The sequence below is a fragment of the Pseudomonas sp. D(2018) genome, assembly GCF_005502555.1.
GTDB classification, from domain to species: Bacteria; Pseudomonadota; Gammaproteobacteria; order Pseudomonadales; family Pseudomonadaceae; genus Metapseudomonas; species Metapseudomonas resinovorans.
The window spans coordinates 39321-56550 of the sequence record NZ_SCOK01000028.1; the positions used below are offsets into that span (position 1 = coordinate 39321).

General features: G+C 66.5%; 17 protein-coding genes. 15 read left to right on the top strand and 2 right to left on the bottom strand.

Annotation, left to right across the window (positions count from 1 at the left end; translation table 11 throughout):
* Positions 1-85: 85 nt before the first annotated feature.
* The gene (locus tag FFS60_RS17965) at positions 86-1051 is read right to left on the bottom strand and encodes a LysR family transcriptional regulator (RefSeq protein ID WP_028629138.1); all 966 of its coding nucleotides are present in this window, start codon (positions 1049-1051) and stop codon (positions 86-88) included.
* 152 nt (positions 1052-1203) lie between these two features.
* Here FFS60_RS17965 and FFS60_RS17970 point away from each other — a divergent pair, with 152 nt between their 5' ends.
* The 15 genes from FFS60_RS17970 to madM all read left to right on the top strand — a co-directional run bounded on the left by FFS60_RS17970 (position 1204) and on the right by madM (position 16248).
* Complete coding sequence (locus FFS60_RS17970) at positions 1204-2265, top strand: HlyD family secretion protein (protein WP_137822732.1); 1062 nt, start codon at positions 1204-1206, stop codon at positions 2263-2265.
* Entirely contained in the window at positions 2265-3293 is a 1029-nt protein-coding gene (locus FFS60_RS17975) for a DUF2955 domain-containing protein (protein WP_137822733.1), read from the top strand. Before FFS60_RS17970 ends, FFS60_RS17975 begins: the two co-directional genes overlap by 1 nt.
* Positions 3294-3368: 75 nt before the next feature.
* A complete protein-coding gene (locus FFS60_RS17980; RefSeq protein ID WP_137822734.1) occupies positions 3369-4340 on the top strand; it encodes a sensor domain-containing diguanylate cyclase in 972 nt (323 codons plus the stop codon).
* Positions 4341-4488: 148 nt separating this feature from the next.
* The gene (locus FFS60_RS17985) at positions 4489-5082 is read left to right on the top strand and encodes an RNA polymerase sigma factor (RefSeq protein WP_137822735.1); all 594 of its coding nucleotides are present in this window, start codon (positions 4489-4491) and stop codon (positions 5080-5082) included.
* Positions 5079-6083, top strand: a complete 1005-nt coding sequence (locus tag FFS60_RS17990; RefSeq protein ID WP_137822736.1) for a FecR family protein — start codon at positions 5079-5081, stop codon at positions 6081-6083. The genes FFS60_RS17985 and FFS60_RS17990 overlap by 4 nt, the downstream gene beginning before the upstream one ends.
* Before the next feature lie 286 nt (positions 6084-6369).
* Positions 6370-8736 carry a TonB-dependent siderophore receptor gene (locus FFS60_RS17995; RefSeq protein WP_371926448.1) on the top strand — a complete coding sequence of 789 codons (2367 nt, stop codon included), beginning with the start codon at positions 6370-6372 and terminating at the stop codon, positions 8734-8736.
* A gap of 197 nt (positions 8737-8933) precedes the next feature.
* The gene (gene mdcA / locus FFS60_RS18000) at positions 8934-10595 is read left to right on the top strand and encodes a malonate decarboxylase subunit alpha (RefSeq protein WP_137822738.1); all 1662 of its coding nucleotides are present in this window, start codon (positions 8934-8936) and stop codon (positions 10593-10595) included.
* The gene (locus tag FFS60_RS18005; protein ID WP_137822739.1) at positions 10595-11446 is read left to right on the top strand and encodes a triphosphoribosyl-dephospho-CoA synthase; all 852 of its coding nucleotides are present in this window, start codon (positions 10595-10597) and stop codon (positions 11444-11446) included. Before mdcA ends, FFS60_RS18005 begins: the two co-directional genes overlap by 1 nt.
* A gap of 2 nt (positions 11447-11448) precedes the next feature.
* Positions 11449-11766 carry a malonate decarboxylase subunit delta gene (locus FFS60_RS18010; protein ID WP_028629129.1) on the top strand — a complete coding sequence of 106 codons (318 nt, stop codon included), beginning with the start codon at positions 11449-11451 and terminating at the stop codon, positions 11764-11766.
* On the top strand, positions 11759-12613 hold the full coding sequence (locus tag FFS60_RS18015; protein WP_137822740.1) for a biotin-independent malonate decarboxylase subunit beta: 855 nt from the start codon (positions 11759-11761) through the stop codon (positions 12611-12613). The genes FFS60_RS18010 and FFS60_RS18015 overlap by 8 nt, the downstream gene beginning before the upstream one ends.
* A complete protein-coding gene (gene mdcE / locus FFS60_RS18020) occupies positions 12610-13392 on the top strand; it encodes a biotin-independent malonate decarboxylase subunit gamma (protein WP_137822741.1) in 783 nt (260 codons plus the stop codon). Before FFS60_RS18015 ends, mdcE begins: the two co-directional genes overlap by 4 nt.
* An 88-nt stretch (positions 13393-13480) precedes the next feature.
* A complete protein-coding gene (locus tag FFS60_RS18025) occupies positions 13481-14098 on the top strand; it encodes a malonate decarboxylase holo-ACP synthase (RefSeq protein ID WP_028629126.1) in 618 nt (205 codons plus the stop codon).
* Positions 14095-15015 carry a malonate decarboxylase subunit epsilon gene (gene mdcH, locus FFS60_RS18030; protein WP_028629125.1) on the top strand — a complete coding sequence of 307 codons (921 nt, stop codon included), beginning with the start codon at positions 14095-14097 and terminating at the stop codon, positions 15013-15015. The genes FFS60_RS18025 and mdcH overlap by 4 nt, the downstream gene beginning before the upstream one ends.
* A 61-nt stretch (positions 15016-15076) precedes the next feature.
* Positions 15077-15478: a malonate transporter subunit MadL gene (gene madL, locus FFS60_RS18035; protein ID WP_137822742.1), complete on the top strand. Its 402-nt coding sequence runs from the start codon at positions 15077-15079 to the stop codon at positions 15476-15478.
* Between the two features lie 5 nt (positions 15479-15483).
* Positions 15484-16248 (top strand): malonate transporter subunit MadM, encoded by a 765-nt coding sequence (gene madM / locus FFS60_RS18040; protein WP_137822743.1) that lies wholly within the window; start codon positions 15484-15486, stop codon positions 16246-16248.
* 48 nt (positions 16249-16296) lie between these two features.
* Here the strand turns inward: madM and FFS60_RS18045 are convergent, their stop codons facing one another.
* Positions 16297-17214: a LysR substrate-binding domain-containing protein gene (locus FFS60_RS18045; protein WP_028629122.1), complete on the bottom strand. Its 918-nt coding sequence runs from the start codon at positions 17212-17214 to the stop codon at positions 16297-16299.
* Positions 17215-17230: the final 16 nt, after the last annotated feature.

The following is a 17230-nucleotide window of genomic DNA, read 5'->3' on the forward strand; positions in this document are numbered from 1 at the left end:
TGAACCTCTTGGATGGTTTCTTGCGAAACATGGCGCCATCTTAGGGAGGTCATGACAGGCGAAAAATAGCGCTTTCAGTGAATGACTATTTCTCGCGACGCAACAATTTCGAGTTGATTGCCCATTGCTTCGGGTCTTCGAGCAGCGCCTCGTCCTGGGCCAGCAGCGGCGGCAGTTCGGCCTTGAGGAATTCCACCCAGGTCTTGATCTTGGCATCGAGGAAGCGCCGCGACGGGTAGATCGCATAGATACTGCGCTCGCGCAGGCGGTACTCCGGCAGCAGCCGCAGCAGCTTGCCCTCGCGCACGTGCGGGCAGGCGACAAAGGAAGGCAGCAGGCAGACGCCCATGCCGGCCTGGGCGGCCTTGGCCAGGGATTCGGCCACATTCACCTGGAAGCTTTCGGCGGGCAGCACGTTGAATTCGCCCTGTTCGCCATTGAAGACCCAGCTGTCCTCATAGAGCGGGTCCAGCAGGCGCAGGTAGCGGTGATGCTGCAGGTCCGCCGGCCCGATGGGCACGCCGTGCTTCTTCAGGTAGTCAGGGGCGGCGCAGAGCACGCTGAACATCGGCCCCAGCACCTGGGCCACCATCTGCGAGTCGGGCAGCTCTCGGGCGAAGGTGATGATCACGTCATGACCGTCTTCCAGCAGGTCGGGGGTGCGCTGCGACAGGGTCAGCTCCACCACCACCTCGGGATAGCGCTCGCTGTAGCGCGCCACCAGGGCGGTGAGGTGCTGCAGGCCGAGGCCGGTCATGGTGTGTACGCGCAGTCGCCCATGCGGCTTGAGATGCGCACCACGGGCTTCGGCAGCAGCTTCGTCTACTTCGCCGAGGATCTGCCGGCAGCGCTGCAGGTAGCGCTCGCCCACTTCAGTCAGTGCCAGGCGGCGGGTGGTGCGGTGCAACAGGCGGGCCTGGAGCTGCTGCTCCAGCTCCGACACCAGGCGCGACACCTGGGCGGTGGACAGGTCCATGGCCTGTGCGGCGGCGGTGAAGCTGCCGGTGTCTATCACCCGCACGAAAACCCGCATGCTGTGGAGCGTGTCCATTGTTACTCCCCGTGTAAGGCTGCTTCTCGCAATCGCGAGATTATCCACGATTCCTCGATAAATATACTTCGTACCCCTAAGCGGCAATGGCCGAGGTCTTGCCGTTCCCGTCATTCCCACCCGCGTGCTCCGCGGGTCCCTTCGAGGTACGCATGACTCCGGATCAAAGCTTCGCCCGTCGGGTTCAGGCGGCCATCGTCCTGTTCGTCCTGCTGTTCGCCTATTTCCTTGCGGCGGACCTGTGGATGCCCATCACACCGCAGGCGCAACTGACCCGCCCGGTGCTGCGAATCGCTCCTCGCGTGGACGGCCAGGTGCTGGACGTCGCCGTCACCAACAACCAGCACGTCGCGGTCGGCCAGTTGCTGTTCCGCCTCGACCCGGAACCCTTTCGACTCGCCGTGCGCTCCGCCGAGCTGGCGCTGGAACAGGCCGAACAGGACAACCTTCAACTCGACGCCGCCATCGCCGCCGCCCGTGCCGAGCAGGTTGCCGCCCAGGCCTCGGCCAGCGAGTTGCAGCGTGAGACGGCGCGCCTCGGCCGCCTGGTGCAGAGCCAGCACGTGTCGCGCCAGCTCTATGAACAGACCGAAGCCCAGCGGCAGGCCGCCCAGGCCAAGCTGGCCGCCGCTGCTGCACGCATTCGGGAACTGGCGGCCCAGCGCGGCGCCAGCGGCGACGACAACCTGCGCCTGCGCCAGGCGCGCAATGCCCTGGACCAGGCCCGTCTGCAACTGGCGTACAGCGAAGTGCGTGCCGAACGGGCGGGGACCCTGAGCAACCTGCAACTCTCCCCCGGCGCCTTCCTGCACGCCGGCAACCCGGTGGCGGCACTGGTCGCGGATGACGCGGACATCAGCGCGGACTTCCGCGAGAAGGCCCTGCGCTACGTGCGTCTGGAGGACGGCGCCTCGGTGGTGTTCGACGCCCTGCCCGGGCACATCTTCGCGGCTAAGGTCAGTGCCATCGACGCCGGCGTGAAGGAAGGTCAGCTCGACGCCAACGGTGACCTGGCCGCCCCCGCTGTTTCCGACCGCTGGGTGCGCGATGCCCAGCGCCAGCGCCTGCACGTTAGCCTGATCGAGGCGCTGCCCTACAACCTGCCCAGCGGCGCCAAGGCCACGGTCCAGCTCTACCCGCGCGACTCGCGCCTGGCGGACCTGTTCGGCCGTCTGCAGATCGCCGTCATCAGCCTCCTGCATTACGTGTACTGATGAGTCGCCGGACCGCGCTGACCGAGAACGACCTGCGCCAGTGCCTGCGCCTGGCCGGTGGCGGAACCCTCGGGCTGTTCATCTGCAAGCTGATGGGCTGGGACAATGGTTCGTTCTTCTGCGTCTATCCCATGCTCCTGCTCGGCCTTACGCCGAGCATCAATGCCCACGTCGTCCGCCAGTTCCTGCTCCAGGCGGTGGTGGTGAGCATCGAGGTGCTGGTGATCTACGGCTTGTTCGGCGACCGCCCGCAACTGATGGTGCCGCTGGCGTTCCTCGCTTTCTTCTGGCGCTTCCGCCTGATGGCGCAGGGCTCGTCTTTCATGTTCGGCGCCCTGGGGAGCGTGTTCCTTTCCATCCAGCTGCACTTCGCCAGCTATCCGGATACGCACCTCTACGACCTGGTGACGAGCAACCTGGTGGCCGCCGGCCTGACGGTGCTGATTGCCTGGTTGATGTTCTTCCTCTTCCCCGACGCCGAGCCACGACCCCCCAGGCCGATGCCGGCCAAGGACCAGCCCAGCCAGCGCCACGAGGCGGTGCTCGGAGCGACCATCGCCACCCTGTCGTTCATGCTGTTCCAGAGCTTCGACCTGCAGGACTCGCTGTCGGCCCAGGTGGCCTCGATCCTGGTGCTGTTCCCCATGCATTGGAACGGCATCCGCTTCGCCGGACGCATCCGGGCCCTGGGCACCTTGCTCGGCTGCGCCATCGGGCTGGTGCTGCAACTGGTGCTCTACAGCCACTACGACGTGCTGCCGCTGGTCACCCTGATGTACTGGACGGCGGCCTTCTGCTGCGCGCGACTGCATGTGCTGGAAGGCGCCCAGGGTATCGGCTTCGGTGCATTGACCACCTTGGCCATCGTCTTCGGCCAGTACCTCACGCCGCAGCACGACGTGGTCTATTCCATTGCCTATCGCCTGAGTTCGGTGTGCGTGGCGGTGTTCATCACCCTGGTGGCGGTGTTCGCCCTGCACCGGTTGCTCAATCGGTTCGCTGCCTTCCGTCATGCCAGTCATGCCTGACCGTCGGGTGGATTGCCGGACGCACTTTTGCCTGCCTAATCTGTCCAAGGCAGGTCCTATGAAGGTAGCGGCCGAATGGAAACGTCCCTCGAATCGCCAAGCGAACTGGAAAAACTCACCCTTGCCCTGTTGCACAGCCGGGGCGAGGTGGAGCGGCTGCGTGAGCGCGAGGCCATCTACAGCAGCCTCCTGGGCAGTGTGAATGCGGTGCTCTGGGCCTTCGACTGGGAGGCGCAGCGCATCATCTATGTCAGCCCGGCCTACGAGAGCATGTTCGGCCGCTCCGCTGCCCTGCTGTTGGCGGACTACAACGAGTGGCGCAACTGCATCTACCCGGACGACCTCGAGTACGCCGCGCAGAGTTTTGCCGAGGTGCTGGAGAAGGGCGCCATCGAGGCCCGCGAGTACCGCATCATTCGCGCCGACGGCCAGCTGCGCTGGATCAGCGACAAATGCTTCGTCAGCCAAGGCGGCGGTGAAGGCCAGCCGACCATAGTCGTCGGTATCGCCGAAGACATCACCGAGAAGAAGCAGCTGGAAGGCGAACTGCATCGCCTGGCCACCACCGACGTGCTGACCAAAAGCAGCAACCGCCGGCACTTCTTCGAATGCGCCCAGCGTGAGTTCGAGCACTCGATCCAGTTCGGCAGCCCGCTGGCGTTCATCCTGCTGGACGTCGATGACTTCAAGAAGATCAACGACACCCACGGCCACCAGACCGGCGACCAGGTGCTCCAGCGCATCGCCCAGTGCGGCAGCAACACCCTGCGCCGGGGCGACCTGTTCGGTCGCATCGGCGGCGAGGAGTTCGCCGCCGTCCTGCCTGGTTGTCCGCCGGAGCTGGCGTGGCAGATCGCCGAGCGCCTGCAGCGCGAAGTGCAGCGGATGGGCTTCACAGTCGACGGCAAAAGCTTTGGCGTCACCGTCAGCCAGGGCCTGGCGAATCTTCGCGACGACGGCAACCTCGACAGCCTCTACGCCCGTGCCGATGCGGCCATGTACCAGGCCAAGCGCGGCGGAAAGAACCAGATCGTCTTGGCGGATTGAACCGGCGCATCACGGTTCTCCTGTCGGTTGGGCAGGGCGAAACCCAACCAGCAGAACCCCTACACCCGTCACTTCGCTATGCAAGTCTATTTGATAAGCATTATCATTTTCTGCCTTTCCAGCCTCAGCCGATTCCGCGTCAGCCGCCATGTCCGAACGTCCTTCCCCGGCCGATGCCCCGCCGAGTGACGCCTATGCGTCCGGCGAGCTCCTGCGCCGCGAGGATTTCCTGCGGACCTTCCTGGCCCACCGGCAACAGATGGAAGCGGTAGTCCGCCGCAAGGTGGGGTGCCGGGCCACGGCTGCGGACCTGGTGCAGGACCTGTTCCTGCGCTTCTGGCGTCGGCCTGATACGCCGGTGGAGGACCTGGGCAGTTACCTGCTGCGTAGCGCCCACAATATGGCCATCGACCATATGCGCAGCGAGGGTTCGCGCAGCCGCGCCGAGAACGCGCTGTTGCCCGAGCAGCACCTGGCCGAGCCCGCCTCGCCCGAGGCCGCCCTGCAAGCCGGCAGCGAGCTGCGCCATGTGGAGGCGGCCCTGCGCGGGCTGCCGGAGCGGACGCGGCAGATCTTCCTGCTCAACCGCATTCATGGCCGTACCTACGGTGAGATCGCCCGTGCCATGGAGCTGACCCAGAGCGCGGTGGAAAAACATATGATGCGCGCCCTGGATGCCTGCAAGGCGAGCCTCACCCAGGCCGCACAGGCGCGTCACAGCAGCCGGAGCGCCAAGCCATGAGCCTCAAACCACCGCCATTGCGCGCCGTCGAGGGCGGCCCCGAGTCCGACCTGGATCAGGTCGCCTGGCTCTGGCTCGGACGTTTACAGGGGCAGCCGGCGCCAGCCCTGCGCGAGGCGTTCGAAGCGTGGCTCTACGCAGCGCCCGAGCATGTCGACGCGTATACCCGTGCCGAGGATCTCTGGCGGATGACCCAGCCCGGCGCCTCGCGCCTGGCGGTCGACGAAGCCGAGCAACTGGATGCGTTGCTGGCGCGCATGGACGCCCCGCCGCGTCGTCGCGCAGGCCGCTGGGGCGCCGCCCTGGCCATGGCCGCGAGTCTGTTGCTGGTGGTCTGGGCGGGGGGCTGGCAACCCCTGTATCGGCTGGACGACCTCGGCGCCGACCACGTAACGGCCGCCGGTGAGGTGCGCGACGTCACCCTGGCCGATGGCTCGGTGCTCACCCTGGATGCCGACAGCGCGGTGGCCATCCACTACGGCGCCCAGGTCCGCGAGGTGGAACTGCGTCGTGGGGCGGCTTTCTTCAGGGTCACGCCGGGGCAGGTTCCCTTCGTGGTCACGGCCAACGGCGGCGAGGCACGCGTACTCGGCACCCGTTTCGAAGTGCGCCTGCGACCGGCCGGTGCGCGGGTTACGGTGGAACAGGGCCGCGTCGGCGTGCGCGCCCATCCCGGCGATGCGCAACAGGTGTTGGGCGCCGGCCAGCAAGTGCTCTTCACGGACGGCCGGGCCGGTACCGTGGAGGCGGTGGACGCTCCGGCGCAGTTGTCCTGGCGCGAAGGTCGCCTGACCTTCTACCGCACGCCCTTGGGCGAGGTGCTGGCCGAGCTGGATCGTTACTACCCCGGCCGCATCGTCCTGCTCGACCGCGATCTGGCCAGCCGGCGCATCAGCGGCAGTTTCCCCAGCAACGATCCGGCGGCGGTGCTCGCCTCGCTGCAAGCGGTGGTGGGGTTCGAGCAGGATGAATTGCTGGGGCGGGTGATGGTCCTGCGCTGAGGCCTTTGCTTCCAGGGAAACCTTGTAGGGGCGGATTCATTCGCCAAGCACGCTGCAAGCTGGCCCTGGAAGGCAACAGGGGCCAGTTGCGAATGAACGCTCCCGACGGGTGTAACCGGGCTTCCCGAAACTTTTTCGCGTGGTCACTGAGGTACTTCATGGCGGCATCCGTGTAGTGCTTGTAATGCGAGTTATTCGCAAACAAGAAGCCAATACGCCAAGGGTGAACGACCTCATGAAGTACAGGACAACGCGGGTGCAAGGTGGTGGGCTCAGGGGCCTGGGGATGGCCTCTCTGCTGCTGGCGGGGGCGTTGCTGCCGCTGGCGGCGGGCTTGGCCCAGGCGGCCTCGGCGCAGGTCAGCGCAACGGCCTACGACTTCGCGATTCCCGCCCAGCCGCTGCCCCAGGCACTGAATGCCTTCAGCCGTGTCACCGGCCTCAGCGTGGTCTATACCGTCGATGCGCCCTACGGGCTCACTGCCCCGGCGGTGAATGGCCGTATGAGCGCGAACGAAGCCCTTGGCCGGCTGCTTGCCGGTTCCGGTTTCACCTGGCGCCAGGCGGGCGCCGGCACCCTGACCCTGGAACCGAGCGGCAACGATGGCGCCCTGAAACTGGATGCGGTGAACATCGACTCGCGCCTGAGCCGGGTGGACAGCTACCAGCCGCCGCCCGAGACCTCGATCATGCGTTCCGAGACGCCGCTGCTGGAAATTCCCCAGGCCGTTGCGGTGGTGCCCAGCCAGGTGCTCGAAGACCAGCAACCGCATAACCTCGACGATGCCCTGTTCAACGTCAGCGGCATCACCCAGGCCAACACCCTCGGCAGCACCCTGGATGCGGTGATGAAGCGTGGCTTCGGCGACAACCGCGACGGCTCGATCCTGCGCGACGGCATGCGCACCATCCAGGGCCGCAACCTCACCGCCACGGCCGACCGCGTCGAAGTGCTCAAGGGGCCGGCCTCCATGCTCTACGGCATTCTCGATCCGGGCGGGGTGATCAACGTCATCAGCAAGAAACCGCAGCTTACGGCCTACCACGCCATCACCGGCCGTGCGTCCACCTATGGCGACGGCAAGAACGGCAGTGGTGGCCAGCTCGATGTCACCGGCCCGCTGAGTGAAACCGGCCTGGCCTACCGCCTGATCGCCGACTATGACGATGCCGACTACTGGCGCAACTTCGGCCACAGCCGCGAGAAAACCATCGCACCGTCCTTCGCCTGGTTCGGCGAGGACACCACGATCAATCTCAGCTACGAGCATCGCGAGTACCGCGTGCCCTTCGACCGAGGCACGGTGTTCGTCAACGGCAAGCCCCTGGCGATTCCTGCCGAGCGCCGTCTGGACGAGCCCTACAACATCACCGAGGGCCGCTCGGACCTGACCATCTTCGACGTTGCGCACCGCCTGAATGACGACTGGAACGCCCATTTCGCCTACAGCTACAACCGCGACACCTACGACGACTACCAGGCGCGGGTGACCCGGGTGAACAACGACGGCACCGTTATCCGTCGCCTCGACGGCACCCGTGGCGCCGTCAGCACCGAGCACTTCGCCACCTTCGACCTGGACGGCAAGATCGAGCTTGGCGGCATGCAACATGACCTGCTGATGGGCGTGGACCACGAGTACCGCAAGTTCTTCCGCGAGGACCTCATCCGCCAGACCACCCGTCAGCAGCTGAACTACAACGCGCCGGTCTACGGCCAGGTTCCGGTGCCCACCACCGTGGTCGCCAGCGACAGCGACCAGACCGACCGCATCGAAACCCAGTCGGCGTTCATCCAGGATTCGCTGCATCTGACCGATCGCTGGATATTCGTCGCCGGCGCCCGTTACCAGCTCTACGACCAGCTTGCCGGACGCGGTCGCCCGTTCGTGAAAAACACCGATATCAACGGCCAGACCTGGGTGCCGCGCGCCGGGCTGGTCTACAAGTGGAGCGATTCGCTGTCGTTCTACGGCGGCTACAGCGAGTCCTTCAAGCCCAACTCGACCATCGCCCCGCTCACCGGCAATGCCTCCATCAACGGCGTCGATCCGGAGGAGGGCAGGAGCTGGGAGATCGGCGCCAAGCTGGACCTGCCGGGGCGCATGACTGGCACCCTGGCGCTGTTCGACATCGACAAGTCCAACGTGCTGGTGACCCAGAGCATCGACGGCATCGCCTATGCCACTGCCGCCGGCGAGGTGCGCTCGCGCGGGCTGGAGCTGGACCTCACCGGCCAGCTCACCGACGAGATCAGTCTGATCGGCAGCTTCGCCCTCATCGATGCCGAAGTGACCCAGGACCCGGTGCTGGAAGGCAATCGCCTGCAGAACGTCGCCCGCCACACCGGCTCGCTGTCGGCGGTGTATGACTTCGGCCCGCTGTTCGATGGCGACCGGCTGCGTGCCGGCGTCGGCGCGCGCTACGTGGGCAAACGCGCGGGGGATGCGGAGAACACCTTCGACCTGGACGCCTATACCGTGGCCGATGCCTTCGCCAGCTACGAAACACCGCTGGGCGAGAATCGTCTCAAGGTGCAGTTGAACGTGAAGAACCTGTTCGACAAGACCTACTACAGTTCGGCGGTGAACAACCTCAACGTCTCCATCGGCGATCCGCGCCAGGTGCAGGTAGCGACCACTCTGGAGTTCTGACCGCGCTGCGCTTTTCACTTCCACCCTCAGGTGTTCGGGCCGGCTCCGATTGGTGGGTCGGTGAAGCGTGACCCACCCGACGAGGCCCATGTCGGATCGTTAACTTCGCCGTAACGACCCCCTCGCGGGCTTGATTGATGACCAACCGGTCGCGCTCCTAATGTGGGCCCCACGACAGCGGAACTCGTGGAGCCACCATGACAACAAGACCCTCTCCCCCGCCGCAATGGTCGCGTCGGCGCACAGAAAAGCAGCGCCGTCTCGACCAGGTACGCAACCTCGCCGATGGCGTCGTGCTGCCCAGTGAGCGGATCGTCGAAGCCCTCGAAGCATTGATCGCCCCAGGCGACCGTGTGGTGCTCGAAGGCAACAACCAGAAGCAGGCGGATTTCCTTTCCCGCTCCCTGGCCAAGGCGGATCCCGGCCGCCTGCATGACCTGCACATGATCATGCCCAGCGTCAGCCGCGCCGAGCACCTTGATCTCTATGAACGCGGCATCGCCCGCAAGCTCGACTTCTCCTTCGCCGGCCCACAGAGCCTGCGCATCGGCCAGTTGCTGGAAGACGGCCTGCTGGAAGTGGGCGCCATCCATACCTACATCGAGCTCTACTCGCGCCTGCTGGTGGACCTGATCCCCAACGTCGCCCTGGTGGCCGGCTTCATGGCCGACCGCGAAGGCAACATCTACACCGGCCCAAGCACCGAAGACACCCCTGCCCTGGTGGAACCCACCGCCTTCAGCGACGGCATCGTCATCGTCCAGGTCAACGAGTTGGTGGACGACGTGCGCGACCTGCCGCGTGTGGATATCCCCGCGTCCTGGGTCGACTTCGTGGTGGTCGCCGACAAGCCCTTCTACATCGAGCCGCTGTTCACCCGCGACCCGCGCCACATCAAGCCGGTGCACGTGCTGATGGCGATGATGGCGATTCGTGGCATCTACGAGAAACACAAGGTCCAGTCGCTCAACCACGGCATCGGTTTCAACACCGCCGCCATCGAGCTGATCCTGCCCACCTACGGCGAATCCCTCGGCCTGAAGGGCAAGATCTGCCGCAACTGGACGCTCAACCCGCACCCGACGTTGATCCCCGCCATCGAGACCGGCTGGGTGGAAAGCGTGCACTGCTTCGGCACCGAACTGGGCATGGAGGACTACATCGCCCAGCGCCCGGACGTGTTTTTCACCGGCCGCGACGGCTCCATGCGCTCCAACCGGATGATGTGCCAACTGGCCGGGCAGTACGCGGTCGACCTGTTCATCGGCGCCACCTTGCAAGTGGATGGCGATGGTCATTCCTCCACCGTCACCCGGGGCCGCCTGGCCGGTTTCGGCGGCGCGCCGAACATGGGCCATGACCCGCGCGGCCGTCGTCACGCCACGCCCGCCTGGCTCGACATGACTGAGCCGGTGACGATGCTCGAACGCGGCAAGAAGCTGGTGGTGCAGATGGTCGAGACCTTCCAGGAAGGCGGCAAACCCACCTTCGTCGAGACGCTGGATGCCGTCGATGTGGCGAAGAAGGCCGGCATGCCCCTGGCACCTGTGATGATCTACGGCGACGACGTCACCCACCTGCTCACCGAGGAAGGCATCGCCTACCTCTACAAGGCGCGCAGCCTCGAAGAGCGTCGCGCAATGATCGCGGCGGTCGCCGGTGTCACCACCATCGGCCTGCGCCACGACCCGAAAGACACCTTGCGCATGCGCCGCGAGGGACTGATTGCATTGCCGGAAGACCTCGGCATCCGCCGTACACAAGCCACGCGGGAACTGCTGGCGGCGAAAAGCATCGCCGAACTGGTGGAGTGGTCCGGCGGCCTTTACAACCCCCCAGCCCGCTTCAGGAGTTGGTGATGAGCGCACTTGTCCTACGCAACGCCGACCTGCCGCTCGCCGACTGGCTGGCGGACCTGGCGGTCGATGCCCTGATCGACGAAGCCGACCTCTCGCCCAAGCCGGCGCTGGTTGACCGCCGTGGCAGTGGTGCCCACAGCGACCTGCACCTGGGCCTGATGCATGCCTCTGCGTTGTCTCTCTGGCCCTGCTTCAAGCAGATGGCCGAGGCGGCGCTGGAGCATGGCGAAGTCGGCCAGCCGCTGCGCGAAGCGCTTGGCCGGATTGGCCGCGAAGGTGAAGCGGCGATGCTCAGCATCACCGGCGGGGTGAATACTCATCGCGGCGCGATCTGGGCCCTGGGCCTGCTGGTGGCGGCGTTGGCGCTGAAACCCGCTAGCCGCGCCGCCCATGCCATCGCCCTGCGCGCTGCGCGCATCGCGCTGATCGACGACCGCGCCGCGCCGCACAACGACAGCCACGGTGCCCAGGTCGCCCGCCGCTACGGTGCCCGTGGTGCGCGGGAAGAAGCCCAACTCGGCTTCCCCACCGTGATCGAACAGGGCCTGCCGCAACTGGCCCGCAGCCGTGCCGCCGGTGCCGGTGAGCAGAACGCCCGCCTCGATGCACTGCTGGCAATCATGACCACCCTGGCTGACACCTGCGTGCTCTGGCGCGCCGGCCTGGAAGGTCTCGCCGCCATGCAGCAGGGCGCCCGTGCCGTGCTCGACGCCGGTGGCAGTGCCAGCCTCGCCGGCCGCCGCCAACTGCGCGCGCTGGACGCCCGCCTGCTGCAACTCAACGCCTCGCCGGGTGGTGCCGCCGACCTGTTGGCCGCCTGCCTGTTCCTCGATAAAGCCGGGAGCCTGTGACCATGGAAACCCTGTCCTTCCAATTCCCCGCCGGGCAGCCGGCCCGAGGCCGCGCCCTGGTCGGCTGCGTCGGCTCCGGCGACCTCGAAGTGCTGCTGGAACCCGGCAGCGCCGGCACCCTGTCGATCCAGGTGGTGACCTCGGTGAATGGCAGCGGCCCGCGCTGGCAGCAGTTGTTCCAGCGCCTCTTCGACGGCCAGTCGCTGCCGGCCCTGAACATCGACATCCACGACTTCGGCGCCACGCCCGGCGTGGTGCGCCTGCGCCTGGAACAGGGGCTGGAGGCCCTTTCTTCTCAAAAGGAGCCCGCACATGACTGATATCGCACGCCTGCTCGAAGCGCGCAGCTTCGTCGAACTTGGCGCCCGCCAGCGCGCCCGCGAGCTGCTGGATGCCGGCAGCTTCCGCGAACTCATCGGCCCCTTCGACCGGGTCATTTCGCCCTGGCTGCCGCAGCAGGGCATCGTGCCCCAGGCCGACGACGGCGTGGTGGTGGCCAAGGGCAGCATCAATGGCCAGCCGGCGCTGGTCGCCGCCATCGAAGGCGCCTTCCAGGGCGGCAGCATGGGCGAAGTCGGCGGTGCCAAGATCGCCGGTGCGCTGGAACTGGCGGCGCAAGACAACCGTCAGGGCATTCCGACCTGCGCCGTGCTGCTACTGGAGACCGGCGGCGTGCGCCTGCAGGAAGCCAACCTGGGGCTCGCCGCCATTGCGGAGATCCAGGCGGCCATCGTCGAGCTGCGCCAGTACCAGCCCGTGATTGGTCTGGTTGCAGGGCCGGTGGGTTGCTTCGGCGGCATGTCCATCGCCGCCGGCCTGTGCAGCCACCTGATCGTCACCCGCGAAGCGCGCCTGGGCCTCAACGGCCCGCAGGTGATCGAGCAGGAGGCGGGCATCGACGAATATGACTCCCGCGACCGTCCCTTCATCTGGAGCATCACCGGTGGCGAGCAGCGCATGGCCAGCGGCCTGGTGGACGCCTATGTCGCCGACGACATCGACGCCATCCGCGAAACCCTGCAAGCGTTGCTCGTGCAACCGGAACAGGGCCTGCCGCGCAGCCGCCGACACGCCTGGTTCCTGGAGCGCCTGGCGCAACTGGGCGACGCGTGCGAACAACTGGACGCCGCCGCTGTGCGTGCCCTCTACCAAGGAGACCGGACATGAGCCGTGGACTGAACTGGCTGCAAGGCCTTGCCGGCGGCGAAACCCTGCAAGGCTTCCCGTCTTCGGTGAAGGTGATCGACCGTGAGCTGGGCAATCGCGCCGCGCGCTTCATCGCCGTTGTGCCCGACCCGCACAACCCGTTTCCCCGCGCCCGCAATGGCGAGGTCGGCCTGCTGGAAGGCTGGGGCCTGGCCAAGGCGGTGGATGAGGCCATCGAGGCTGATCGAGACGGCGCCAAGCGCGTGCTCGTGGCCCTGGTGGATGTTCCCAGCCAGGCCTATGGCCGCCGCGAGGAAGCCCTTGGCATTCACCAGGCACTGGCCGGCGCGGTAGACGCCTATGCCCGTGCCCGCCTTGCCGGCCACCCGGTGATCGGCCTGTTGGTGGGCAAGGCCATGTCCGGTGCCTTCCTCGCCCATGGCTACCAGGCCCAGCGCCTGATCGCCCTGGATGACAGCGGGGTGATGGTCCACGCGATGGGCAAGGCCGCCGCCGCACGCATCACCCTGCGTAGTGTGGAGGAGCTGGAAGTGCTGGCCGCCAAGGTGCCGCCGATGGCCTATGACCTGGAGAACTACGCCTCCCTCGGATTGCTGTGGGAGCGGGTTGCCGTGGGTGATGCGGAGCAGCCGAACGAAGCCGATATCGGCCGGGTGCGTGAGTGCCTGCTGCGGGCAGTCGAGGACACCGGTGCGAGCACGGATCTGGCTGGAAGGCTGGGTGCGGAAAACCGTGTGGCGTCTTCGAGAGTCAGGGAGATGTTAAGGGTGCAGTGGTAGAGCCCCTCACCCCCGGCCCCTCTCCCTTCAGGGAGAGGGGCCGGGGGTGAGGGGGAGGCCCGAGCCGCCGAACTTCAAGGAGCCACGAATGAACAAGACTCCAAAACCCCACGACCTGCTCTGGGGCATGACATCGGACCAGCTCCCCGCTGATGCCCCTGCCTGGGCACATCAGGCCCTGGCCGCCGGGCATCCTGTGGTGGTGCGCCGTGCTGTTTGTGCGGACGGCTGGGTTGCCGTCGGCATCCGTGGCACCAGCCGTGACCAGCGCCTTGCTGCTGTCATGCCGGTCCATGCCATCCAGCGCCTGCTCAGCCCCGAACAACTGCGACCTCGTGCTGTAGCCGATTTCCCGGCGCTGCGGGCGCTGGAAGTCGTTGCCCCGATACTGGCCGCCACCGGCTTGCCCTGGGGCCCCACCGGCAGCGTCGGCTTCCAGCTCGCCACCGGTATTGCCGTGCTGCACGAGGCCAGCGACCTCGATCTGATCCTGCGTACCCCATGTGCCATCGACCGCCAGCACGCCCGCGCGCTGCTGGCAGTGCTGGACGACGCGCCGTGTCGCATCGACCTGCAACTGGAAACCCCCAATGGCGCAGTGGCCTTGCGCGAATGGGCCGGTGAGGCGCGTCGCGTGCTGCTGAAATGCGTCGAAGGGGCCCGCCTTGTGGATAACCCCTGGCACGTTCTGGAGCATGCCGCGTGAGCAGCCTGTTCGCCTTTCCTGGCCAGGGCGCGCAGCAGGTGGGCATGCTCCACCAGCTGCCGGCGGAAACCGCCGACGTCCTGGAGGAAGCCAGCGCTGCCCTGGGCGAAAACGTGCTGGCGCTGGATTCGGCCGAGGCGCTGCAATCCACCCGTGCCGTGCAGCTCTGCCTGCTGGTGGCCGGTGTTTCGTGCGCGCGCTTGCTGCTCGAACGCAGCCCGGCGCCGGACTATGTCGCCGGGCTCTCCATCGGTGCCTATGCGGCAGCGGTGATCGCCGGTTCGCTGGACTTCGCCGATGCCGTGCGCCTGGTGGCCCTGCGCGGCGAACTGATGCAGCAGGCGTATCCACAGGGCTATGGCATGACCGCCATCATCGGGCTCGATCAGGGCACCGTGGAGCGCCTGCTGGCTGACGCGCCAGGGCCGGTCTACCTCGCCAATATCAATGCCGACAACCAGCTGGTGATCGCCGGCAGCGATGCCGCCATGGCCGCCGTCGCCGAGCGTGCCCGGGTGCTCGGCGCCGGTGCGGCGAAGCGTCTGGCGATGAGCGTGCCGTCTCACTGCGAACTGCTGGAACAACCCGCCCGCGAGCTGGCCGACGCCTTTGCCGGGGTAGAACTGCGCCGCCCGGCGATCCGCTACCTCAGCGGCAGCACGGCGCGGCCGATCTTCGATCCGGAGCGCCTGCGCGACGACCTCGCTTTCAACATGTGCCGTGTCATCGACTGGCACGCCACCCTGCGCACCGCGTACGAGCGCGGCGTGCGCCTGCATATCGAACTGCCGCCCGGCACCGTGCTCAGCGGCCTGGCGCGGCGGGTCTTCGACCAAGGTACGGTGATCGCCTTCCAGGGCGCCCGTCTGGATACGCTGGACGCCTTGCTGCGTGAGGAGGTAAGCCGGACCCGATAACCGCCGTGCACTTCGAAGGACAAGAACAAGCAACTTCGACCCGAATGCGAGGACAACAACAATGATCATCTACGGTGTGGCCTTCCTGGCCCTGTGCACCCTGGCAGGCCTGTTCATCGGTGAACTGCTGGGCAAACTGCTGGGCGTCCCGGCCAATGTCGGCGGCGTCGGTATCGCCATGCTCCTGCTGATTTTCGTCGGCAGCTACCTGCACAAGCGCGGCCTCATGAGCGCCAAGTCCGAAGTGGGCGTGGAGTTCTGGAGCGCCGTCTACATCCCCATCGTCGTCGCCATGGCTGCCCAGCAGAACGTACTTGGCGCGCTGTCCGGCGGCCCCATGGCCATCCTCGCCGGCGTCGCTGCGGTGGTGCTTGGCTTCGCCATGGTCCCGGTGCTCGATCGTCTCGGGCAAAAGAAGCCGGTGGCGGCCGCCGCTGAATCCCTGAATCCTGCCCAGCGGTGACCGCCATGTACGAATCCATGCTGAAAGTGATCAACGGTTACGGCCTGATCAGCGGTTTCGCCGTGATCGGCGTGACCATGTGGCTGTCCTACTGGCTCTCCGACAAGCTCACCCGTGGCCGCCTGCACGGCTCGGCCATCGCCATCTTCCTCGGCTTGGTGCTGTCCTATGTCGGCGGCGTGATGACCGGCGGGCAGAAGGGCCTTGTGGATATCCCGTTGCTGTCCGGCATTGGCCTGCTGGGCGGTGCGATGCTGCGGGATTTCGCCATCGTCGCCACGGCGTTCGGGGTGAATATTGAGGAGCTCAAACGTGCCGGCGTGTCGGGCGTGGTGTCGCTGTTCTTCGGCATCGGCACTTCGTTCGTTGCCGGTGTCGGCGTGGCCCTGGCCTTCGGCTACACGGATGCGGTGAGTCTGACTACCATCGGCGCTGGCGCAGTCACCTACATCGTCGGCCCGGTGACCGGTGCGGCCATCGGCGCCAGTTCCGAGGTCATGGCGCTGTCCATCGCCGCCGGCCTGGTGAAGGCCATCCTGGTGATGGTGGTGACGCCCTTCGTGGCGCCGCTGATCGGCCTGAACAACCCGCGCACGGCGGTCATCTTCGGTGGCTTGATGGGCACCTCCAGCGGTGTGGCGGGCGGCCTGGCCGCAACCGATCCGAAGCTGGTGCCCTATGGCTGCCTGACCGCGGCCTTCTACACGGCGCTCGGCTGTCTGCTCGGGCCGTCACTGCTGTTCTTCGCCATGCGCGGCATCACGGGCTGATCCCGGCCTGCCCGACAACGCCCCGGCCAGTGCCGGGGCGTTGTCGTTTCAGCCCTCGTTGCGCAGGCTGTACATGCGGCACTCGGCGATCAGCGCGAGCAGGTTCGGGTCGCGCTCGCGGGCTTTCAGGAAGACCACGCCGATGTGTTGCAGCAGGCGATAACGCGCCTGCAGGCGGATCAGCTTCACCCGGTTCTCGTAGACCGCCGCGATGCGCCCGGGGAGCAGCGCGTAGCCGACCCCGGAACTGACCATGCTGAGCAGGGTGAAGATGTCGTTCACCTGCATCGCCACCTTGGGCTCGAAGCCGGCCTGCTGGAACACCCTCGCGCCGTCGCGGTGGGTGGCGAAACCCTGGGTCAGGGTGATGAAGGTGGAGTCGGCGAGGTCCGCCAGGTCCACTTCGTCCTGATCGGCGAAGGGCGAATCGGTGGGAACGGCGAGGAAGATGTCGTCGGAGAACAGCGGCAATTGCTCGCAATCCGGGTCGTTCACGCTGTCATCCAGGGAGACCAGGATGGCGTCCAGTTCCATGTTCTTCAGGCGGTAGAGCAGGTCGACGTTGGATCCCAGGGTGAGGTCGATGTTCAGCTCGCTGCGTCGCAGCTTCAGGCCCATGACCAACTGCGGCACGGTCTTCACCGTCAGCGAATAGAGCGCGCCGAGCTTGAAGCGTTCGGCAGAGAAGCCGGCCGCCTCGCGGGTCAGACGGACCATCTCGACGGCGTCCTGGATCAGCTTCTGGGCCTTTTCTTCCAGCACGTAGGCGCTCTCCAGCGGCGTCAGGTTGCGGCCTTCATGCTTGAACAGTGGGCAGCGCAGGGCGCTTTCCAGCGAGTGGATGGCGCGATGCACGCTGACGTTGCTGGTGTTCAGTTCCGCTGCCGCACGCGACAGGTTGCCGCTGCGCATGAAGGCGAGAAAGGTCTCCAGCTTCTTCAGGGTCAGTTCTTCGTCGATCTGCATGGGCGCCCGGCTGCCT